The organism is Niallia circulans, assembly GCF_003726095.1.
GTDB lineage: Bacteria > Bacillota > Bacilli > Bacillales > Cytobacillaceae > Niallia > Niallia circulans_A.
Genome location: NZ_CP026031.1, coordinates 3515885 through 3537311, shown reverse-complemented (window position 1 = coordinate 3537311; position 21427 = coordinate 3515885). Strand labels below are relative to the sequence as shown.

21 protein-coding genes are annotated in these 21427 nt (G+C 37.5%); 20 read left to right on the top strand and 1 reads right to left on the bottom strand.

Annotated elements, in window-relative coordinates:
- Nucleotides 1–29 precede the first annotated feature (29 nt).
- The 5 genes from rpmE to C2I06_RS16890 all read left to right on the top strand — a co-directional run bounded on the left by rpmE (nucleotide 30) and on the right by C2I06_RS16890 (nucleotide 4283).
- Nucleotides 30–230, top strand: coding sequence for a 50S ribosomal protein L31 (gene rpmE / locus C2I06_RS16910; protein WP_047940758.1), 201 nt, complete (start codon nucleotides 30–32; stop codon nucleotides 228–230).
- 322 nt (nucleotides 231–552) lie between these two features.
- The gene (locus tag C2I06_RS16905) at nucleotides 553–1170 is read left to right on the top strand and encodes a thymidine kinase (RefSeq protein ID WP_047940757.1); all 618 of its coding nucleotides are present in this window, start codon (nucleotides 553–555) and stop codon (nucleotides 1168–1170) included.
- Nucleotides 1171–1421: 251 nt separating this feature from the next.
- A complete protein-coding gene (locus tag C2I06_RS16900) occupies nucleotides 1422–1808 on the top strand; it encodes a MerR family transcriptional regulator (RefSeq protein WP_095329562.1) in 387 nt (128 codons plus the stop codon).
- 39 nt (nucleotides 1809–1847) lie between these two features.
- Nucleotides 1848–3161 carry a hemolysin family protein gene (locus tag C2I06_RS16895; RefSeq protein WP_095329563.1) on the top strand — a complete coding sequence of 438 codons (1314 nt, stop codon included), beginning with the start codon at nucleotides 1848–1850 and terminating at the stop codon, nucleotides 3159–3161.
- 60 nt (nucleotides 3162–3221) lie between these two features.
- Nucleotides 3222–4283 carry a hemolysin family protein gene (locus C2I06_RS16890; protein WP_095329564.1) on the top strand — a complete coding sequence of 354 codons (1062 nt, stop codon included), beginning with the start codon at nucleotides 3222–3224 and terminating at the stop codon, nucleotides 4281–4283.
- Between the two features lie 115 nt (nucleotides 4284–4398).
- On the opposite strand, the gene C2I06_RS16885 is transcribed toward C2I06_RS16890, so the two are convergent.
- Nucleotides 4399–5286, bottom strand: coding sequence for an STAS domain-containing protein (locus C2I06_RS16885; RefSeq protein WP_095329565.1), 888 nt, complete (start codon nucleotides 5284–5286; stop codon nucleotides 4399–4401).
- A 174-nt stretch (nucleotides 5287–5460) separates the two neighbouring features.
- On the opposite strand from C2I06_RS16885, the gene prfA reads away from it, so the two are divergent.
- The 15 genes from prfA (at nucleotide 5461) to C2I06_RS16810 (ending at nucleotide 21355) form a co-directional block, all read left to right on the top strand.
- Nucleotides 5461–6534 carry a peptide chain release factor 1 gene (prfA, locus tag C2I06_RS16880; protein WP_095329566.1) on the top strand — a complete coding sequence of 358 codons (1074 nt, stop codon included), beginning with the start codon at nucleotides 5461–5463 and terminating at the stop codon, nucleotides 6532–6534.
- Nucleotides 6527–7390, top strand: a complete 864-nt coding sequence (gene prmC / locus C2I06_RS16875) for a peptide chain release factor N(5)-glutamine methyltransferase (RefSeq protein WP_123258492.1) — start codon at nucleotides 6527–6529, stop codon at nucleotides 7388–7390. Before prfA ends, prmC begins: the two co-directional genes overlap by 8 nt.
- Nucleotides 7391–7726: 336 nt before the next feature.
- A complete protein-coding gene (spoIIR, locus tag C2I06_RS16870) occupies nucleotides 7727–8422 on the top strand; it encodes a stage II sporulation protein R (RefSeq protein ID WP_123258491.1) in 696 nt (231 codons plus the stop codon).
- Between the two features lie 211 nt (nucleotides 8423–8633).
- Complete coding sequence (locus C2I06_RS16865; protein WP_095329569.1) at nucleotides 8634–9563, top strand: metal ABC transporter solute-binding protein, Zn/Mn family; 930 nt, start codon at nucleotides 8634–8636, stop codon at nucleotides 9561–9563.
- A 2-nt stretch (nucleotides 9564–9565) separates the two neighbouring features.
- Nucleotides 9566–10300, top strand: coding sequence for a metal ABC transporter ATP-binding protein (locus tag C2I06_RS16860; RefSeq protein WP_095329570.1), 735 nt, complete (start codon nucleotides 9566–9568; stop codon nucleotides 10298–10300).
- Nucleotides 10300–11208 carry a metal ABC transporter permease gene (locus C2I06_RS16855; protein WP_095329571.1) on the top strand — a complete coding sequence of 303 codons (909 nt, stop codon included), beginning with the start codon at nucleotides 10300–10302 and terminating at the stop codon, nucleotides 11206–11208. Before C2I06_RS16860 ends, C2I06_RS16855 begins: the two co-directional genes overlap by 1 nt.
- Entirely contained in the window at nucleotides 11208–12101 is an 894-nt protein-coding gene (locus C2I06_RS16850; RefSeq protein WP_095329572.1) for a metal ABC transporter permease, read from the top strand. The genes C2I06_RS16855 and C2I06_RS16850 overlap by 1 nt, the downstream gene beginning before the upstream one ends.
- Nucleotides 12102–12402: 301 nt before the next feature.
- Nucleotides 12403–13317: a proline dehydrogenase family protein gene (locus C2I06_RS16845; protein WP_095329573.1), complete on the top strand. Its 915-nt coding sequence runs from the start codon at nucleotides 12403–12405 to the stop codon at nucleotides 13315–13317.
- An 85-nt stretch (nucleotides 13318–13402) separates the two neighbouring features.
- Entirely contained in the window at nucleotides 13403–14977 is a 1575-nt protein-coding gene (gene pruA / locus C2I06_RS16840) for an L-glutamate gamma-semialdehyde dehydrogenase (RefSeq protein ID WP_123258490.1), read from the top strand.
- A 277-nt stretch (nucleotides 14978–15254) separates the two neighbouring features.
- Nucleotides 15255–16928 carry a sigma-54 interaction domain-containing protein gene (locus C2I06_RS16835; RefSeq protein WP_123258489.1) on the top strand — a complete coding sequence of 558 codons (1674 nt, stop codon included), beginning with the start codon at nucleotides 15255–15257 and terminating at the stop codon, nucleotides 16926–16928.
- Nucleotides 16929–17000: 72 nt separating this feature from the next.
- Nucleotides 17001–17456 carry a GNAT family N-acetyltransferase gene (locus C2I06_RS16830; protein WP_095329576.1) on the top strand — a complete coding sequence of 152 codons (456 nt, stop codon included), beginning with the start codon at nucleotides 17001–17003 and terminating at the stop codon, nucleotides 17454–17456.
- Nucleotides 17457–17629: 173 nt separating this feature from the next.
- The gene (locus C2I06_RS16825) at nucleotides 17630–18670 is read left to right on the top strand and encodes an L-threonylcarbamoyladenylate synthase (protein WP_095329577.1); all 1041 of its coding nucleotides are present in this window, start codon (nucleotides 17630–17632) and stop codon (nucleotides 18668–18670) included.
- A 103-nt stretch (nucleotides 18671–18773) separates the two neighbouring features.
- Nucleotides 18774–19328: a manganese efflux pump MntP gene (locus C2I06_RS16820; protein WP_095329578.1), complete on the top strand. Its 555-nt coding sequence runs from the start codon at nucleotides 18774–18776 to the stop codon at nucleotides 19326–19328.
- A gap of 245 nt (nucleotides 19329–19573) precedes the next feature.
- Nucleotides 19574–20023, top strand: coding sequence for a low molecular weight protein arginine phosphatase (locus C2I06_RS16815; RefSeq protein WP_095329579.1), 450 nt, complete (start codon nucleotides 19574–19576; stop codon nucleotides 20021–20023).
- A gap of 30 nt (nucleotides 20024–20053) precedes the next feature.
- A complete protein-coding gene (locus C2I06_RS16810; RefSeq protein WP_095329580.1) occupies nucleotides 20054–21355 on the top strand; it encodes a methyl-accepting chemotaxis protein in 1302 nt (433 codons plus the stop codon).
- Nucleotides 21356–21427 lie beyond the last annotated feature (72 nt).

Here is a 21427-nt window from a genome sequence, read left to right as displayed (position 1 = left end):
AGTTGCAGGGCGGAAGGAGATGAAAAGGAATGAAAACAGGAATTCATCCAACTTATAACGAAATTACGGTGAAATGTGCTTGTGGTAACGAGTTCAAAACTGGTTCTGTTAAAAAAGAAATCAAAGTTGAAACTTGTTCTGAGTGCCATCCGTTCTATACTGGACGTCAAAAATTTGCTGAAGCTGGCGGACGTGTTGATCGCTTCAACAAAAAATACGGTCTTAAGTAATATGGAATATCAAGAACAGGCAAGAAGTTACTTCTCCTTGCCTGTTTTTTATTTGGACTGATAGTAGGATTTTTAAGAATGAAAGTCATGATATAACTTTTATTCTTAAGTATCTTATGTTATTTTTCTTCTATTTTTCACTCGAGATGCTAGTGAAAAAATGATATTTGAAGTGAATCTATTATTTCCATTAGCATGGATAGCTGTTAAAGTATGTAAGAGAGAATATGAATAGTGATTTTCATATCTTGACTATTAATTAGAAAAATATAAATAGAGTAATGGAAGAGACAAGTTGTTTTATCTAGGAAGGAGCGGTTTCATGTATGTAATGAAACATCATGGATGGGTAGAAGTTATTTGCGGAAGTATGTTTTCAGGAAAATCAGAAGAACTCATCCGTCGTGTAAGAAGAGCGCAATTTGCTAAGCAGAAGTTTATAGTGTTTAAACCAAGTATCGATAATCGCTATAGTGAAAAATCTGTCGTTTCCCATAATGGAACTGCAACTAATGCGATTCCTATTAGTAAATCAGCCGACATTTTTGAATATGTTACTTCCGATATAGAGATAGTTGCAATAGATGAAGTGCAGTTTTTTGATGATGAAATTATTGGAGTTATACAACATTTAGCAAATAGTGGCCATCGAGTGATTTGTGCCGGTTTAGATCAGGACTTTAGAGGCGAGCCATTTGGAAAAATGCCAGAATTAATGGCGATCGCAGAATTAGTGACGAAGCTTCAGGCAGTTTGTGCCGTTTGCGGTTCTCCAGCAAGCAGAACACAAAGGTTGATTAATGGTGCCCCAGCTAACTACGAAGATCCTGTAATTTTAGTAGGTGCTTCTGAATCTTATGAACCAAGATGTCGCCATCATCATGAAGTACCTAGAAGTACAGAGAAAGCAAATAAAGATAATACCTCAACGGCTTTATAAGAAAAAGCTCTTGTTAGGAATGGTTGGTCCTTCTTAACGGGAGCTTTTTTTTATTGTTTATAAAAAAGCTCGAAAAGCCGTACAAAACCGTAGAATTGATAAAACTCATGGAAGTCATTCGCTATACTTAGTTATATTCAGTAACAACGTGAATGATAAACCATAACGTAATACTGTACGGATTTTTTTTTTCATGTTACTATATAATTAACTTATAAACAGAAAGGGGTTTTTTCATTGGGAAGGCGTTATTGCGTATTGGCCAAGTGGCGAAATTAAGTGGATTATCTACAAGAACGATTGATTATTATACAAGTAATAAATTGCTTCCGGTGACGCGATCTGATTCCAATTATCGCCTGTATTCCGAAGATGTTCTCTATACATTGGAACGAATAAAACTTTTGAAAAAACAACGTATGTCGATTGGAGAAATACGAAATGTTATTCATTCAATGGAAGACCAAGAAATTGAACCAATAATGGATGAGGTACAGGACGAAATTGCCTGTTTGCATAAAAAACTGGCCTCTTTGGAAGAACGATTGAAAGATGCGCCGCAGGAAGAGAAAAAGAAAGTGTATCGTACACTTGAAACAAAATTATTAGACGTAATGAAATTACTGTCTTTAATGTAACCATTCCTGGAGGTGAATCCCTCGAAACGAGGGAAATAATTGGACATAATAACGATAATCAATTTATTTTTACTGGTGCTATTATTAGCGCTAACAGCTTTCTTTGTTGGTGCTGAATTTGCTGTTGTTAAAATTCGTATGTCAAGAATTGATCAGTTAATAGCAGAAGGAAATAAGAAGGCCATTATGGCGAAGAAAGTAGCAAGTGAGTTAGATTACTATCTTTCTGCCTGTCAATTAGGTATTACCGTAACAGCGCTTGGTCTTGGTGCTTTAGGGAAACCGGCAATTGAGCAACTATTGTATCCAATCTTTAATTTACTGAATGCTTCTCCCTCTGTTGCTTCAGTTGCTTCCTATGCTATTGCTTTTGCATTGGTAACTTTCTTGCATGTGGTGGTAGGAGAAATGGCTCCGAAAACACTTGCTATTCAATTCGCTGAGAAATTAACCTTGTTGCTGGCACCGCCATTATATTGGTTTGGTAAGGTAATGAAACCTTTTATATGGGCATTGAATGGTTCGGCACAAGTAGTACTTCGTTTAATGGGGATTAAACCTGCTAAGCACGAACAGGCTTATTCTGAAGAAGAATTGAAAATAGTAATGACACAGAGCTATCAAGGTGGAGAAATTGACCAAACAGAGCTTGAGTATATGGAAAATGTATTCTCCTTTGATGAAAGAGTAGCGAAGGATATTATGGTTCCTAGAACAGAGTTGGTAACACTAAATAAAGATATGTCTTATGAAGAGATTGTAAAAGTCTTGGATGAGCATAATTATACGCGTTATCCTGTAACAGAGGATGGAGATAAAGATCATATTATTGGTGTCGTGAATGTAAAGAAAATGCTAACACAGATGGCTTGGGGAAGAAATCGTCAATTAGACGAATTCGTTCGCGACCTTCCTGTTGTGTTAGAAGTAACAAGATTGCAGGATGCTCTGTTAAAAATGCAGCAGGAGCGAGTGCATATGTTATTGGTTATTGATGAGTATGGTGGTACCTCTGGTATATTGGCAATGGAAGATATATTAGAGGAACTTGTTGGAGAAATCCGTGATGAGTTTGATGCAGATGAAGTGGCGGACATCCGGGAGTCAGGTAAAGATAAATATTTCATTAATGGCCGTGTATTGCTAGATGAACTAGAAGAACGTTTTGGTATTCCATTTGAAGAAAGGGAAGAACTTGATACTATTGCCGGTTGGATTCAATATCAGCTATTAGATACAGCGAAAATTGGGGATCAAGTAGAACAAGGGGACCGGTTATGGACAGTGACCGATATGGATAATTATCAAATCAAAGAGGTTAGCCTTATACAAAACGCTTTTAAAACAATCTAGATGTCAAAACTGCTTTATCGATAACTCATGGAGGTGAATCCCTTTAAAAGAGGGAAATAATTGGACAGTATAATACTATTGAATTTGTTTTTAGTAGCAGTATTTATTATGTTAACGGCGTTTTTCGTTGGGGCGGAATTTGCTATTTTAAAAGTAAGAACGTCACGATTGGATCAGCTTATTGCCGAGGGGAATAAAAAGGCAATTACTGCAAAGAAAGTAGCGCATGACCTGGATTATTATTTATCTGCCTGTCAGCTTGGAATTACCATTACGGCATTGGTTTTAGGAGCATTAGGAGAACCGACAGTAGAAAAAATTCTTCATCCTTTATTTGAGAGGTTTGATGTGCCTAATGCTTTATCAACAGTACTCTCCTATGCAATTGCTTTATCTGTTGTTTCTTTTTTACATGTTGTAGTCGGAGAATTAGCTCCAAAGACATTGGCTATTCAATATGCTGAAAAAATGACGTTGATGCTTGCTCCTGGTTTATATTGGTTTGGGCGGATTACAAAGCCGATTATCCATGCTTTAAATGGATCATCAAGAGCGATCCTCGGTTGGTTTGGTATCAAACCAACTGGACATGAAATAGCCCATTCGGAAGAGGAATTAAAGTTGATTGTGACTCAAAGTTACGAGAGTGGCGAAATCAATCAAACAGAATTAGCTTATTTAAAGAATATTTTTGCTTTCGATAATCGAATTCTCAAAGAAATTATGATTCCGAGAGAACAAATTGTAAATGTAGAAATAGAAATGTCACTGGAAGAGATGCTGACAGTCTTGGATAAACAAGAATACACTCGTTATCCTGTTACAAAGAATGGTACAAAGCTAGTAGGGTATGTAAATACAAAAGAGATGCTAACAAATGTGGTAGCGGGAAGAGAAACAAAAATGGAAGAATTTATTCATGAGATGCCTATTTTTCTTCAAACGTCGCCTATTAAAAATGTTCTTCTTAAAATGCAGCAAGAGAGAGTGCATATGGCTCTAGTGAAAAATGAAAGAGGCGTAATTGTAGGTCTTGTTACAATGGAGGATATTCTAGAAGAAATTGTTGGCGAGATACGTGATGAATTTGTAGGAGAAGAGATTCTGAATAAAGGATTCTAATTTCGAATTTACTAGTTCAATAGAAAAAGAGTAAAAACTCTGCTAAATCATTTATTGTTACGCAGGAAATCAATTTCCTGAGTGGTGTAAACAATTTAGCGGAGTTTTTTATGGTTTATGCTTTGCGAAAAGGCAGTGCATTTATGCTGGAGGCTGCGACTTCTAAAGATTTTCCCTGTAAAGATAGCGCTTGTTTGAGCGTACTAAATGTGGAAACCTTTCCTAATTTAATTCCCAAGGCAGCAATCATTTGAGCAGTATCAGGACTGAGTCCAGAAATAGTAGACTCGATACCAATAAAAGAAAGTATTTTTGTTAGTTTCATTAACTCATGCAAAACCATTGTATCAATGGAAGAAATACCTGATAAATCAATGAACAAATGCTCAATGCCTTCCTCTTTGCAGCGTACAGGAACGGTTTCTAATATTAGTTTTGCCCGTAGGCTATCAATGTCACCGATTAGGGGAAGAACACCAATCGATTCAGTAATTGGGATAACAGGAACACTTAATTGTTGGATAAGCTCCTCCTGCGAGTGGATTTTTTCTTTTGTAAAAGCATGATACATACTGGTAAATTGATTTGTCAATTGATCAAAAGTAGATTGATATTTAGAGCTCCATTGTAAAACTAAGGCTGTTGAAACCTCTTTATGCTCCAGGATAAACTGTTCAATTGTATTCCATATTGCTTTTCTGGTGATGCTTAATGCCTCTAATACTTCATGAACTGGCGTTGCTAGTTCTACCCTGCTTTTAGCAACCTCATTTGCCCATACTTCTAGGTTATTAGCAAAGATGCTTTCATCCTCTAGAAATGCACTGATGACAGTCTGAATGGTAAAAGCATGCTGTTTTTTTAGCAATTTTTCAACAGCAGGGGAGGAGTTTTTTGAATAAATAGAGCCTGGTTCTCCATCTTTAATAGCAAACCAAGTTTTCGTAATAGAGGGTGCCTTGTCCATCACATATTCATAAATGGAATGGTTTGTTAGGGACATAGTTCATTTCCTCTCTTTTTAGTGTTATATCTATTATAATAGATAATAAAAAAATTGGCTTTACATTCTTCTGTTTATTTAACTAATACGCTATTTTTCATAAGAATTGGTTTTGACGAGGAAAATAGCCTATAATATAATGAGTACGTTATGGATAAAAACGAGGTGAATAGTGTGTTTGATCGTCTTCAAGCTGTAGAGGATCGTTATGACAAGCTTAATGAATTATTAAGTGATCCTGAAATTGTGAATGATACAAAAAAACTGCGTGACTATTCGAAAGAACAATCGGATATTCAAGAAACAGTAGAAGTTTATCGTGAATATAAAGAAGTAAAAGAACAGCATTTAGAAGCTAAAGCAATGCTGGAAGAAAAGCTAGACCCTGAAATGCGTGAAATGGTAAAAGAGGAATTGGATGAAACGGCTGCACGTATTGAAGAGCTAGAAGCACGTTTAAAAATATTATTAATTCCTAAAGATCCTAATGACGATAAAAACGTTATTATGGAAATAAGAGGTGCTGCTGGAGGGGATGAAGCTGCTTTATTTGCAGGAGATCTTTTCCGTATGTACAGCCGTTTTGCGGAGGCGCAAGGATGGAAGATGGAAGTCATTGATGCGAGCTCAACGGGTGTTGGCGGCTACAAAGAAATCATCTTTATGATTAACGGAAAAGGGGCATACAGCAAATTAAAGTTTGAAAATGGGGCCCACCGTGTACAACGTGTGCCGGAAACGGAATCTGGCGGACGTATCCATACGTCTACTGCAACAGTTGCTTGTTTGCCTGAAGCAGAAGAAGTAGAGATTGAAATCCATGAAAAAGATATACGCGTAGATACATTTGCTTCTAGTGGTCCTGGAGGGCAAAGTGTTAATACAACGATGTCTGCTGTCCGTTTAACGCATCTTCCAACAGGTACAGTCGTTTCCTGTCAGGATGAAAAATCACAGATAAAAAATAAAGAAAAAGCAATGAAAGTATTACGTGCGCGTGTTTATGATAAATTCCAGCAAGAAGCACAAGCAGAATATGATCAACAACGTAAATCTGCAGTTGGAACAGGGGATCGCTCTGAACGTATTCGTACGTATAATTTCCCGCAAAACCGTGTGACTGACCATCGTATCGGATTAACTATTCAAAAGTTAGACCAGATTCTTCAAGGGAAAATGGATGATATAATCGATGCCCTCATTTTTGAAGAACAATCTAGTCGTTTGGAAAGTGCTTCTGATGTGTAAGGTATTCGAGGCCCTCAAATGGGCTTCTTCTTATTTAAAGGAGCATAATAGAGAAGAATATGCAGCGGAGTTATTATTAAGGCATTCTTTACAAGTGAGTAGATCTGAATTGCTTATAAAATTTCGTGAAGACATAGATGAAGAACAATTTAAGGATTTCCAAAAGTTAGTCTCCTTACATGCTGAAGGACAACCAGTCCAATATATTATTGGTCAAGAAGACTTTTATGGCAGAGCTTTTAAGGTGAATAAGGAAGTGCTCATTCCTCGACCAGAAACGGAAGAGCTTGTACAATCCGCACTTACGCGGATAGATAGACTGTTTGGAGAAGGTGCGGACTTAAAGCTAATAGATGTGGGGACAGGAAGTGGTGCAATTGCTGTGACTATGAAGTTAGAATGTCCATCCTTGCAGGTGATAGCTAGTGATCTTTATGAAGTTTCTTTAGCTGTTGCAAAGCAGAATGCTGCGAATTTAGGGGCAGAGCCAATAGATTTTGTACAAGGAGATTTATTACAGCCTTTTATTGCTCAAGGGAAGAGCTTTGATGTTGTACTATCCAATCCTCCCTATATACCAGAAAGGGATGTTGTGACGATGTCTGACGTTGTAACTGAGCACGAGCCGCATAGAGCACTGTTCGCTGGAGAGGATGGACTCCTTTTATATAAAAGGCTATGTGAAGAACTACCTCAAGTCGTCAAGGAAAAAGCTATTATCGGCTTCGAAGTAGGCGCAGGCCAGAGCGATGCTGTTGCAAAGCTTTTAGAAGCCGCCTTCCCTCAGGCAAAAGTAGAAGTTCAATATGATATCAATGGCAAAGATCGCATGGTATTTGCAGAAGTGGGCTTTTGATTTGTGGGATGCTGGCAGTAGAAAAGGCATATGCTATACACGGTTATACGGTGTATAGCATATGCCTTTTTTATTTGGGGATGAGCCGTTGTTAAAGAAAGAGAGGTTGAGTCGCAAGAAAGAGGGGTGGAATTGCAAGTAGAAGTGTGAAAATCGTAAGAAAGAGAGAGGAGGTCGCAAGTAAAAGTGTGGGAATCGCAAGAAAAAGCAGCAGAACCGCAAGATAAATGAGGGCAAATTCCAAATCTACAAAAATTACTCTAAAAAAATGAAATTTACTAGTTTAAGATTCTATTAATCTGCCCACACTGTGTTAGTGAAGGGGCGGTGCTAAAGATGAAAAATAAACCGATGGCAACTATTTATTTATTTGTACTTATTTTATCTACAATGATGAGTTTATATATTCCCAAAAATGAAGTGACAGCTAATAATGAAGTAATTATTCCAAACGATGCGATTCGTCTAAGAATATTAGCGAATAGTGATAAGGAAGATGATCAGGAGTTAAAAAGAAAAGTAAGAGATGCTGTAAATGAGGAAATTACAAACTGGGTTTCCGAATTAACTTCTAAAGAAGTGGCTAAAGACTTATTGAAGGAAAAGTTACCAGAGATTCAACAGATTGCAGAAAGAGTAGTAGAAGATGAAAATGCCAACCAAGCCGTAAATGTTACGTTTGATAAAGTAGATTTTCCAACAAAGCTTTATGGGGAGTTCTTATATCCAGCTGGTCAATATGATGCCATTCTAATTACTTTAGGAGAAGGTGAAGGGGCCAATTGGTGGTGTGTTCTTTTCCCACCATTATGCTTCTTGGATTTCTCTAATGGAGTTGCGGTAAGTGATGGATTTGAGGAAGGGGAAGCTGAGAAGAAAGAAGGAAAGGCAGATAAACCAGCAAAGGAAGAAAAGAAAGAACAAACTAAAGCGGAAGAGAAACAAGATCCTGTATTTGTAGAAGGAGAAAAAGAAGAGGAAGTAGAAGTGAAATTCTTTCTTGTGGAGTTATGGGAGAAGATATTTGGATAACAAAATAGTTTTTAAGAGAGATGCTGTTAATAAAGGCATCTTTTTTATTGAATGTTAGTAAAGTTACTTAAAAAAATTTACCTAATTATGATTAAATCATTGACATTTTTCGGATAGTTAAGTATTTTGTATATAAACATAAAAGTTTCCTTGAGGAAACAAATTGTCCAATGGGTATATTTGTTGAGATAAAGAAAAGGAGGAATAAATAATGTGGAAATTGATACTAACAGGATTGCTAATGTCGTTTGTTTTTCTAACAGGATGTTCAGCTGAATCAACGGGATCTAAAGAAGATGGTAAGCTTACGATTGTTACTACAATTGCGCAAATTGCAGAGCCTATGTCGGTTATTGGCGGCGACAAAGTAGAGGTGCAAAGCTTAATGGGACCTGGAGTGGATCCACATTTGTATACAGCGACACAAGGAGATATCCAGAAAATGGATGGGGCGGATATCGTTTTTTATAGCGGGTTGCATCTAGAGGCCAACATGGTAAAGGTTTTTGCAGAAATCAGCAAAACAAAACCAGTTCTTGCGATCGGGGATGTTATTGCAGAGGAGAAGCTTTTGAAGGATGAAGAAGGAGCGATTGATCCCCATATTTGGTTTGATGTTGATTTGTGGAAAGAGGCACTTGATGCTGCAACAACCGAGTTAAAGAAAGCATCACCTGATAATAGTGACTATTTTGAACAAAATAAACAGGAATATTTTGCGAAATTAGATTCGTTAAAAGAAGAAGCAAAAACACAAATGGAATCATTGCCTGAAGATAAGCGGGTATTAGTTACAGCACATGATGCATTTGGTTATTTTGGAAGAATGCTAGATATAGAGGTTGTTGGTTTACAAGGTTTAAGTACGGAAGCTGAAATTGGGTTATCGGATATAGAGGATACTATTGCATTACTAGTAGAGCATCAAGTTCCAGCAGTTTTTGTTGAAAGCAGCATTAACCCAGCCTCCGTCAATGCGGTTGTGGAAGGAGCAAAAAAACAAGGGCTTGATATAGAACTTGGAGGAGAATTATTCTCTGATGCTATGGGCGATGCGAAATCGAAAGAAGGAACATATATTGGGATGTATGAACATAATGTTGCAACCATCTATCAAGCATTGAGCAGAGGAGTGGAATAAAGATGGAAACAATACTTACAGTGGAAAATGTGTCCGCTGCTTATCGAAAAAATGAAGTGTTATCTGATGTTAGTTTTCAAGTGGAGAAGGGAACTCTGACGAGTATCGTCGGACCAAATGGGGCTGGAAAATCCACTTTGTTAAAAGTAATATTAGAGCTTCACCATGCTATTAGTGGAGAGGTGAATTTTTTCGGTGAAACCTATCAAACAGCAAAATCGAGAATTGGGTATGTGCCCCAGCGTGGTTCGGTAGACTGGGACTTTCCAACAAATGCTCTCGATGTAGTTACAATGGGCTTATATGGGAAAATAGGGTTGCTCAAGTGGCCGAAGAAAGAGCATAAACAAAAGGCGATGGCAGCTTTAAAAGAAATGAAGATGGAAGACTATGCAGATCGTCAAATTAGTCAGTTATCAGGTGGCCAGCAGCAGCGCGTGTTTCTTGCGCGCGCGCTTGCGCAAGATGCTGATCTATACTTCTTAGATGAACCGCTTGCCGGAGTAGATGCGACAACGGAAAAGGCGATTATGGAAACCTTAAAGATGCTGAAGGAGCGAGGTAAAACAGTCATGGTCGTCCACCATGATTTGCAGACAGTTGAAGAATATTTTGACCATGTTCTCTTATTAAATAAAACGGTCATTGCCCATGGTCCTACAAGTGAGACTTTTACAAAAGAAAATATTAGGAAAGCGTATGGTGGTACATTGCACTGGATGGGAGAGAAGAGATAATGTTTAGTATTCTATCTTATAATGCGCAATCTGTATTATTCAGTACGTTCTTATTAGGAATGGCAGCAGGTGTTATTGGAAGCTTCGCTTATTGGAAGAGACAAAGTTTAATGAGTGATGCTCTTTCTCATGCTGCGTTACCAGGAGTGGTATTAGGGTTTATACTACTGGGAGAAAAAAATCTCTTTGTTATGATAATTGGAGCAGCGATTACCGCTTTATTAGGTGCATTTCTTATTCAGTGGATCAGAAGCTCCAGTCGTGTGAAAGAAGATGCAGCCATGGGAATTGTGTTATCTGTTTTCTTCGGCTTAGGGATTATGCTGTTATCATTTGCTAATCGAATGCCTGGCGGTAATCAGAGCGGGCTGGATAGTTTTATATTTGGGCAAGCGGCATCCATGGTATCAAGAGATGTCTGGACTATGATGATGGTGGCTATTATTGTACTTTTCTTAACAGTAATTCTTTTTAAAGAGTGGAAAATCTTTTTGTTCGACCCAAGCTTTGCAAAAGGAATAGGTATATCCATAACTGGGATGAATGCACTCTACATGGCAATTCTTGTTTTAGTTATTGTGGTTGGTATTCAAGCGGTCGGCGTCATATTAATGGCAGCCTTATTAATAATTCCAAGTGTAAGTGCTAGATATTGGACAGAATCCTTTAAAGTGATGGTGATTCTTTCCGCCTTGTTTGGAGGAGCCTCCGGAATGATGGGGACATTTTTAAGCACAATTGGAAAAGGATGGCCAACTGGTCCGTTTATCGTAGTAACCGCAGCTGCTATTTTCTTTATCTCCTTATTTTTAGGAAGTAAAAAAGGATTGGCTGTTGTCTTTTTTCAACAGAAAAGACAAAGGAAGGGCATGGAGTTAGTAAAAATGACGAGGGAGGTAGAACAATAATGAGCTATACTGGTTGGATATTGTTGACTGCCTCATTAGTAGGACTAAGTTGTGGTTTAATTGGCGTTTTGTTGATTTTAAGAAGAATGGCAATGATGGCTGATGCTATTAGTCATACCGTGTTATTGGGGATAGTGTGTGCTTATTTAATAACACGAGAATTAACAGGAATTCATATGTTAATTGGAGCGGTTATTGCTGGACTTGTTACTGCGGTTGTCATTCAGTGGCTGCATACACACGGAGTTCAGCAAGAAGCTTCGATTGGAATTGTCTTTACTACACTATTTGCGATAGGGGTCATTTTAATTGCAACAAAAGTAGGTAATGCTCATTTAGATGTGAAACATACGTTGATGGGGGAAATTACTTTCATTCCATGGGAAAGAGTAGAAGTTCCGATTTTAGGAAGGGTTCCAGAGGCAGTAGTATTACTAAGCGCCGTGCTATTTGTAGTTCTATTGGTCATTATAGCATTCTATAAAGAATGGAAAATTACTTCATTTGATCCAGCACTTGCAGCAAGTCTGGGCATTCCTGTTATCTTTATGCATTATTTATTTATGTCTTTAGTATCCTTAACAACAGTGGCTGCTTTTGATGCTGTCGGTGCCATTATGGTAGTAGCGATGCTTATTACTCCAGCGGCCGCCGCTTATTTATGGACAGATCGATTATCCTTTCTTTTTCTGTTAAGCAGTGGGTTTGGGATTCTAGCGGCGTTTATTGGCTATTATATGGCGGTATGGTTAGATACCTCTATTTCAGGGGCGATGGCTTTTTCTACAGGCATCATTTTTATGATAAGCTTCCTTTGCTCTCCTAAATATGGAGTATTAGCAAAAAGAATGACAAGAAGAAAACACAACGCGAGAACATACAAAATTAGTTAAGAGATTGTCTATGAAGTACGCTTTTAAAAGAGGGGTTAGAACCTTCTTTTAAAAGCGTACTAGTCGGACAGTCTTTTTTATGTGATCGTCAGCCTCATTAATCACTTCTTATACTCTCCCCTCTAAATTTTAAGCCGCAATCAAAAGAAAAAATTATGCGCTTCCAGTATTTTAATAATAAAAATTAATCAGAAAATTATAGATTTCAAAGCTGGTATTATTGTATAATCGAAATATGAATTATACACAAATGTACAGTGTTTAAATTTTAAACAAAAGTGTTCAAAAGGGGAGCTTGATAATGGAAGTTGCATTGAGAAATATGTTTCAGTCATTAGCTAAGAATAAGTCCGCCAATAAACTAGCTCGCAAATATGGTTTACGCTTTGGAGCGAAACGATTCGTTTCTGGTGAAACGATAGCAGAAGCAATTTCAAAAGTCAGCGAATTAAACAAATCTGGTAGAGTGGTTACGCTTGATCATTTAGGAGAGTTTGTCTACACGAAAGAAGAAGCCGATGAATCAACGAGAATGTCTTTAAAAACACTAGATGAGATTCATGCATCTGGCGTTCACTCCCATTTATCAGTCAAAATGACATCACTGGGGTTGGATATTGATAAGGATTTATGCTTGAATAACATGCGGAAAATTGTTTCTAGAGCCAGCCAATACGGAAACTTTGTCCGCATTGATATGGAAGACTACGCTCATTGCCAAGTAACCATTGATATTTATGAAGAGCTCCGCAAGGAATATGATAATGTTGGTTTGGTCATTCAAGCCTATTTGTATCGAACAGAAGAAGATATGAAACGTTTGAATGAATTAAATGCAAATCTGCGTTTGGTAAAGGGAGCTTATAAAGAGCCACCGGATGTTGCCTTTCCAGAGAAAAAGGATGTAGACGAAAATTACAAAAAAATTATTGAAATGCATATGCTGAATGGAAACTACACAGCTGTTGCCAGCCATGATGAAAAAATAATCCAATTCACTAAAGAGCTTGCCGCAAATCAGGGGATTGCTAAAGACAAGTTTGAATTTCAAATGCTGTATGGAATATGTGAGGATTTGCAAAATAAGCTAGTGAGAGAAGGGTACAAAGTAAGAGTGTATGTGCCATACGGAAAAGATTGGTTCGGCTATTTTATGAGAAGATTGGCAGAAAGACCAGCAAACGTTTGGTTTATTTTGAAAAACTTATTTAAGTAAGTCGATTGAATCGAGCTCCCCTTTTTATATATTAAGTTTGCAAGACTTAGGATGAAAAAATATAAACAAAAAAGGAGAAATAAAGATGACGAATTTGACAAGTATCCCACCGTATAAAAATGAACCGTTTACCGATTTTACTCAAATCGAGAATCAGCATGCAATGGAAGCGGCTATTCAAAAAGTAAAAAGGGAATTAGGAAAAACATTCCCTCTTGTAATTGGCAAAGCCAAAATAATGACAGAAGAAAAAACGGTATCGATTAATCCGGCGAATGTGGATGAAGTCATCGGAGAAGTAAGTAAAGGGAATAAAGAGTATGCGGAAAAGGCTATGCAGGAAGCCTTGCATACGTTTGAGACATGGAAGAAAGTAAAACCAGCTGAGCGTGCTGAATATTTGTTTAAAGCTGCACAATTAATGAGGGAAAGAAAACATGAGTTTTCCGCATACTTAATCTTAGAGTCAGGGAAGAACTGGGTTGAAGCAGATGCAGATACTGCGGAAGCAATTGACTTCCTTGAGTTTTACGGGAGAGAAATGATTCGTTTAAGTGAGACATCGATCCATCAACCGCTGTACCCGACAGCTGGTGAAGTAGATAATAAGATTACCTATATTCCGCTTGGGGTTGGAATTGTTATTTCTCCATTTAACTTCCCGCTTGCTATTATGGCAGGGACAACAGTTGCTGGAGTCGTATCGGGGAATACTGTTATCTTAAAGCCGTCCGATAATACACCAGTTATTGCCGCTAAGTTTGTGGAATTAATGGAAGAAGTGGGTTTACCATCAGGTGTTATTAATTATCTTCCTGGCGATAGCTTGGAAGTAGGAGAATATTTAGTGGAGCATCCCAAAACAAGATTCATTTCCTTCACTGGATCTCGTGCTGTAGGCTGTCGTATCTATGAGCGTGCGTCTGTTGTACAGCCGGGCCAAATATGGTTAAAGCGAATTGTAGCCGAAATGGGTGGGAAAGATGGCATTGTAGTCGATGAAACAGCAGATCTTGATGCAGCAGCAGAAGCGATTGTGGCAGCGGCATTTGGTTTTCAAGGTCAAAAATGTTCTGCCGGATCTAGAGCAATGATTGTGGAATCTGTGTACGATAAAGTAGTAGAAAAGGTACTAACACGAACAAAAAATCTAGCTATTGGCCTACCAGAGACTAATGCAGCAGTAGGGCCAGTAATTGATGAAAAAGCATTAAACAAAATACTAGGCTATATTGAAATTGGAAAAAACGAAGGGAAACTAGCAATAGGCGGGTCGCGTGCAGAAGGAAATGGCTACTATATTGAACCAACCATTTTTATCGATGTTCCTGCAGATGCTCGCATTATGAAAGAGGAAATTTTTGGTCCAGTTCTTGCAATTTGTAAGGTACCTGATTGGAAAAAAGGTATTGAAGTATACAACGATACCGAATATGGCTTGACTGGCTCCTTTTTTTCTTCTCAAGAAGATCGAATCGAGTATGCATTAGAAAATCAGCATTGCGGCAATTTGTATATTAATAAGAAATGTACTGGTGCATTAGTAGGGGTGCATCCATTCGGGGGCTTTAATATGTCTGGAACGGACTCCAAAGCAGGAGGATTCGATTATCTGCTGCTTTTCACACAAGCGAAACTAAGCACAAAAAAAGTAGTGTAATCAGTGTAATTGCTAGCTCTAGCTGGCTTTTGGAAAAGTGCTAGCAAGCAGTGTTAAATCCATAGTCGAAAATAAATCAACTTTATCAAGCTGACTCTATTAGGAACACAAGAATATTACTAGAAGGAAGTAGTACCTTCTGCATTTTAATCATTCGAGTGTAGTCCTATTAGAGCCAGCTTTTTTCTATAGCATAAATCGCATCCATTTTCCCTTATTGGAAAAAACGGTTATTTAGTGATAAATTAACAATAATAAGGAAAGAAAGGATAAAGATATGTTTACAGATTCACAAATGAAGATTGAAACTTCATTTACCATCCTCTCAGACAACGAAAAAATTAGCACGCTAACAGAGGTGTTAGCAGATTATTCCTACGTTATTATTGAAAGTGAGCAGCTATTTACGATTGGAAATGAAGAGCAATACCTTTTAGCAGCTGTAAGGAATAATCAAACAATAAAAGATTGGCTAGAAGTAAGTAATATATTACCTTCAGAGGTAATTGCTGTACAGGATATAAAGAGAGAAAATCTAAGTTGGTTAAGACCAGTCATTATAAAGACACAAAATGAATTTCAAGGGATTGTAACTGCAGCAGCAAGAATCCAAGCTTTACAAAAGGAAAATAAATATCTCGCTACTTATTTTGAAACACTTGCAGAGACAATGAATGATGCTGTAACAGCAGTAGATAGTGATGGAACCGTTTTTTACTGGAATAGTGTAGCAGAAGATACCTATCAAATTACAAAAGCAGCGATTATCGGCAAAAAAATTGGCGAGCATTTTGAAACAGATTCGATTCAATTGCATCGTATTTTAAAAGAAGGCAATCCGATTAGAGGAACGTATCATCACCCAAATGAACATACACATGTGTTAATTAATGCTTCACCTGTTCTTGTAGATAATAAAATAATCGGTGGCATTTCAACAGAACATGATATTACGAAGCTAATACACCTAAATCAAGAATTAGATTCGACTACCTCTATATATGTACAAAAAGATGAGCCTTTTTCTTCTATTTTATCAAGCAGCAAAGAAGTGAAAAGAGCGGTTGAAATGGCACAAAAAATAGCCTCGGCTGAAATACCTGTTCTTATATCTGGAGAAACAGGTACCGGAAAAGAACAGCTAGCGCAAGCGATTCACTATGGGGGATCGAAAAGAAAGAATCAGTTTTTATCGTTAAATTGTTCCACTGTTCCAAAAGATTTGGTGGAGATGGAACTGTTTGGATATCAGAAAATGACTTTTAATGCAGGAGATCCAGAAGAAATAGAAGGAAAGATAGAACAGGCTGAGTCAGGGACACTCTTTATCGAAGAAGTAGATAAAATGCCTTTAGCCGTTCAGGAAAAACTTTTGCACTATATGACAGAGCGATCCTTTACTAGGGTTGGTGGGGAGCAGCAGAAAAAGCCAGCAACAAGACTTATTTTATCTTCTACCCAGCCTCTAGGAGAGTTAGTAAGAAAAGGGGAATTTAACGAAAAGCTTTATTACCAAATTAGCGTTGTCCATATTGAAATTCCTCCCCTCCGCAACCGAAAAGAAGATATACCGCATTTAGTTAATAGTTTTATAAAGATGTACAATGAAAAATATCAGAAAAACATAATAAAAATAAATGAACAAGCAATGCATATTGTATGTTCATACGATTGGCCAGGTAATATAAAAGAGTTGAAGAATGTGATAGAGCATAGTGTATTAGTATGTGAGGGGAATAGAGAATTAACGCTTGAACATATCCCGGCAGAAATTGTGGAAAAGTATAAGGTTTCTATTCGGGGTGAAAGAGGGAATAGGGAAGATAACGAAATGGAACGAATAGAAGAAGCGCTCAAAAAAACCTATGGAAATAAGAGTGCTGCAGCAACATTGCTAGGAATATCAAGAGGAACGCTATATAACAAAATAAAAGAATTTGGCCTTAAGTAAGAAATCTCGCATTTTTTCCTCCATCATTTCATAGTAATAGATTAAATACTAGATGGTGAGGGGATGAGGAAGATGCATATCATTCGACAAGCAGAAATAGGAGATTTAGAAAGAATTGCTGCTTTTTTAACAAATGCAGAAGTGACAGTAGAAGGGTTGCAAGAATGGCTGGACTACTTTTTGCTTATGGAAGCGGAAGCTGATCAAACTCTGATAGGCACAATTGGAATAGAACCTTTTGGGAAAACAGGATTACTGCGTTCGATGGTTCTTTCTAAAGGAAATGTGGAAGATATATTGTTTTTAATACAGCAAGCGTTAAAATTAGCGAAGGATAAAGACCTGGATGCTATCTATTGTAAGGTTCATAATCCGCATTCCATGCAATTATTTCGTTTATTAGGATTTCAAGCGATAGAAGAAGAAAACATTCCAGCAGCAATGAAAGAGTCGAATACTGTAAAAAACGTTTACACTGTTGATAAGTCACATTTTATGTATATTCCGATGAATATTGTGGATAAATAGCAAAAGTTATCCACTTTTCAGGGGTGTTTATTCACAATTTGTGGACAAGTCAGATTTTTATCCCCATTTAAGAAGAAACTTGTCCTTTTTCACAAATGGTGGTATTGTCGAAAAATGAGGAATAAGAAGCGATTTAGAGAAATTGATATTAGAATGGAAAAAGGTGGATTTGAATGAAGACAAATTATTGGTCAGTGGATAAAAATGTGGATAAAGAGGAAAGTTATTCACAAATAAAACAAGCTGCTGATCTTTTAAGAAAAAATGAGGTGGTTGCGTTTCCGACAGAAACGGTTTATGGCCTTGGGGGAAATGCAAAAGAAGATTCCGCCATTTCAAAAATATTTGCTGCTAAAGGAAGACCGTCTGACAATCCGCTTATCATCCATATTGCAAAACGAGAGCAATTAGATGAATTAGTTGAAAAAGTGCCGGAGACAGCGGAGAAATTAATGGATGCCTTCTGGCCGGGACCACTTACGATTATTTTCGAAAAGAAAAATGGGGTGTTATCGGAGTTGTCGACTGCTGGTCTTTCTACAGTAGGGATTCGAATGCCTAATCACCCTGTTGCATTACAGATTATTGAGCAATCAGCCCTGCCCATTGCAGCTCCAAGTGCTAACCGTTCTGGGAAACCGAGTCCTACGAAAGCAATTCATGTGAAAGAAGATTTAGATACATACATTGCCGGAATAGTGGATGGTGGTTCCACAGGAGTAGGTGTAGAGTCTACTGTTGTGGATTGTACGGATGAGAAAGTAATGATTCTCCGCCCAGGAGGCATTACAAAAGAACAACTAGAAAGTGTTGTTGGCGAAGTGAAAGTTGATCAGGCGCTGACTGATACGGAAATAAAACCAAAGTCACCTGGCATGAAATATACTCATTACGCTCCCAATGCGCCATTGTTTTTAGTCGATGGTTCTAAGGAGAAAATTCAATTACTAATAGAAGAAGAAAAACAAAAGGGACATAGAGTCGGTGTCTTAACTACAGAGGAAAATAAAGTATTCTATCAAGCTGATTTTATTTATGCTTGTGGTGAGCGACAGGATCTATCTACGGTAGCCGCTGATCTATATGATGGTTTGCGAAGCTTTGATCATCAGCAAGTGGATATTATTTTCGGAGAAATTTTTCCGACAGAGGGTGTTGGACAAGCTGTTATGAACAGACTGATGAAAGCTGCTTCCCACCAAGTAATAAAATAGTATTTAAATCAGAAGTTAGCTCTTAAATTATTTGCAGATTCTTACTTCTAAAAGAACTTGGACGTGCATAATCTCTAATGAGCAAGTCCAAGGGGGCCAAAAAATGTCTGCAGTCGTAGGAGAACTTTTTACACTTATTTTAATGGCATTTGCTTTAGGAATGGATGCATTTTCGGTTGGGCTAGGGATGGGGATGTTTCAATTAAGATTAAAGCAAATCGCAAAAATCGGTTTTATAATTGGGGTTTTTCATGTAATAATGCCTTTGCTGGGGATGATTACAGGGAAGTTTCTTTCGGAAAATTTTAGTGAAATAGCCGGATATATAGGTGGAGCACTTCTGGTTATATTAGGAATTCAAATGATTTGGACAGGATTTAAAGAAGTGGAGACAAGTCGCATTACGCCGGCTGGTCTCGGCTTGCTTCTATTTGCGGTTAGTGTTAGTTTGGACAGCTTCTCCGTTGGTTTAAGTCTAGGAATATATCAGGCAAGAACAGTAGTGGTTCTGCTTTGCTTTGGAATTAGTGCGATGGTGCTGACGTGGTTAGGCTTACTAATTGGAAGAAAAGTACAGGGTTGGTTAGGCTCCTATGGAGAAATGCTTGGAGGAGGAATCCTTCTTATTTTTGGAATCAAGCTGCTTATTAGTTTATAGTAGTTCTAGATACGGAGAAGTGGCTTTCATCTTTTGGTGAAAGCCATTTCGCGTTCGTTTGTTTAGAAAATATAGAGTGAAAAGACAATTTTTTAGGTAGTGTAAAATACTAACAATTAATAAATGCTAAAAATATACTAGTTTTAACCGATAATAAACGAGTATTTGCACCGTCTTCTTTGTAGGTTAAATAGAATTTTTAGGTAAAATGGTCTATAATAGAACCATATAAAGGAGGATAAATGATGATTCGCATATTGTTTGTTTGTACAGGTAACACGTGCAGAAGTCCAATGGCAGAAGCTATTTTAAAGCATAAATTTTCTGCTGATGTCGAAGTCAAATCCGCTGGAGTCTATGCGGTAGATGGTAGTGCTGCATCTTTGCAGGCGCAGGAGGTTCTTTCTGAAAAGGGAATCCAGCATAACCATTTTTCCACAATGGTCACAAAAGAGTTAATAGACTGGGCGAATTATATATTCACTATGACAAAAGGACATAAAAATATGCTTGTGTCAGCATATCCATCCTCCATTGAGAAAACGTTTACGATAAAAGAATATGCAGAGGATGACCTGAATGGGGATGTGAGTGATCCTTTTGGAGGGACTGTTTCGATGTATCGAGACACATATGAAGAATTAGAAATCTTGATAGATAAAATAATGGAAAAAATAACAAAAAGTGAGTGGTAAGGTGTTTCTTATTCATGAGGGGGAAAAAGAGTGGGAACAAAGGGGCAGTATAAGTTTAGTTTACGAAAGAAATTGGCGCTATTTATTACGATTCTTGCGATTATTACGTATTCAACAAGTGCTTTTTTTATGTATATTCTCTATCCAGTCATTGAAAGCAAAATCGCCATTAGTTCCGTTATTTTTAATATTGTCACCTTAGTATTAGGTATATTTTGGTCTGGTTTTTTGGGCTTTTTGGCGGCGGGGTTTATTATTAAACCGTTAAAGCGATTGGAACAAAGTGCATTAAAAGCCGCACATGGAGATATAAGCCAAGATGCGGAAGTTTCAAAATCAGATGATGAAATTAAATCTTTAGGATTAGCCTTTAATCATATGCTTTTTAATTTACGCGACATGGTTCAAAGTATTGAAAATAATTTTAACAAAACAAACGAAACAGTAAAACGGATTTCTGCTGAATCGGATAATGCACTGGAGCAAACATTAGCAATTTCTAATTCGGTTGGAGAAATTGCTGGGGGGGCTGAAATGTCTGCACAAAGTGTACAAGCATCAGCAGAGTCTGTGGAAGAATCAATGAATATCGCTCTTAGTGTGGAAGAAAAAGCGAATATGTCCAAATCTATTTCCGGACAAATGTCTGAAAAGTTAATAGAGACAAATACAGTAGTTCGTTCCTTGGTGGATGGGATGATGGAGTTGGCAGTAGAAAATACGCATTCCTTAAAGTCTGTGCAAAATTTAGAAATTCACTCTAAAGAAATTGAAGAAGTGTTAAAGCTTGTTGGAGAAATTGCCTCACAGACGAATTTATTAGCATTAAATGCTTCTATTGAAGCTGCACGAGCTGGAGAACATGGTGCTGGCTTTAGCGTGGTTGCTGAAGAAGTAAGAAGACTTGCTGATGAGAGTGGTAAAGCAGTAGAAGGAATTGCGGAGATTATCCGTAATATGCAGACAGAAGTTAAAAATGTCGTCACGCAAATTACAAACCAAGTCGAGAATGCCCAAGAAAAAGCGGAAACAGGGAAGAAAACGAATTTAATTTTCAATGAAATGAATGAAACTACAAATAAAATGATAGATGCAACAGCTGATATAACCGAATTGATTCATAAGCAAAAACAGCAAATTTATGAAACAACTCAGCAATCGCAAGAAGTTGCAGCGATTGCGGAAGAAACGGCTGCCGGAGCACAACAGGTAACGAATATTGCGGATAATCAAACGGCACTTATTCGCAAGGTGGATGGATTAGCATTGGAATTACAAGCGCATGCAGAAGAATTGCAGCAAACCATTTGTCGTTTTCAAATTAAAGAATAGTATACTTGTACTCCCTATATCTTTGTGCAATGATGGTTATAGTATAAGAAATGTAGGTAACTTGAAGAGGGG

What these genes read in the sequence shown, in the direction of transcription:
- C2I06_RS16865 (WP_095329569.1), top strand. Translation starts at nt 8,634, where the DNA reads ATGTGGAAATTGATACTAACAGGATTGCTAATGTCGTTTGTTTTTCTA.
- rpmE (WP_047940758.1), top strand. Translation starts at nt 30, where the DNA reads ATGAAAACAGGAATTCATCCAACTTATAACGAAATTACGGTGAAATGT.
- C2I06_RS16815 (WP_095329579.1), top strand. Translation starts at nt 19,574, where the DNA reads ATGATTCGCATATTGTTTGTTTGTACAGGTAACACGTGCAGAAGTCCA.
- prmC (WP_123258492.1), top strand. Translation starts at nt 6,527, where the DNA reads ATGTGTAAGGTATTCGAGGCCCTCAAATGGGCTTCTTCTTATTTAAAG.
- C2I06_RS16905 (WP_047940757.1), top strand. Translation starts at nt 553, where the DNA reads ATGTATGTAATGAAACATCATGGATGGGTAGAAGTTATTTGCGGAAGT.
- C2I06_RS16850 (WP_095329572.1), top strand. Translation starts at nt 11,208, where the DNA reads ATGAGCTATACTGGTTGGATATTGTTGACTGCCTCATTAGTAGGACTA.
- C2I06_RS16885 (WP_095329565.1), bottom strand. Translation starts at nt 5,286, where the DNA reads ATGTCCCTAACAAACCATTCCATTTATGAATATGTGATGGACAAGGCA.
- C2I06_RS16820 (WP_095329578.1), top strand. Translation starts at nt 18,774, where the DNA reads ATGTCTGCAGTCGTAGGAGAACTTTTTACACTTATTTTAATGGCATTT.
- C2I06_RS16830 (WP_095329576.1), top strand. Translation starts at nt 17,001, where the DNA reads ATGCATATCATTCGACAAGCAGAAATAGGAGATTTAGAAAGAATTGCT.
- C2I06_RS16845 (WP_095329573.1), top strand. Translation starts at nt 12,403, where the DNA reads ATGGAAGTTGCATTGAGAAATATGTTTCAGTCATTAGCTAAGAATAAG.
- spoIIR (WP_123258491.1), top strand. Translation starts at nt 7,727, where the DNA reads ATGAAAAATAAACCGATGGCAACTATTTATTTATTTGTACTTATTTTA.
- C2I06_RS16835 (WP_123258489.1), top strand. Translation starts at nt 15,255, where the DNA reads ATGTTTACAGATTCACAAATGAAGATTGAAACTTCATTTACCATCCTC.
- C2I06_RS16855 (WP_095329571.1), top strand. Translation starts at nt 10,300, where the DNA reads ATGTTTAGTATTCTATCTTATAATGCGCAATCTGTATTATTCAGTACG.
- C2I06_RS16825 (WP_095329577.1), top strand. Translation starts at nt 17,630, where the DNA reads ATGAAGACAAATTATTGGTCAGTGGATAAAAATGTGGATAAAGAGGAA.
- C2I06_RS16860 (WP_095329570.1), top strand. Translation starts at nt 9,566, where the DNA reads ATGGAAACAATACTTACAGTGGAAAATGTGTCCGCTGCTTATCGAAAA.
- pruA (WP_123258490.1), top strand. Translation starts at nt 13,403, where the DNA reads ATGACGAATTTGACAAGTATCCCACCGTATAAAAATGAACCGTTTACC.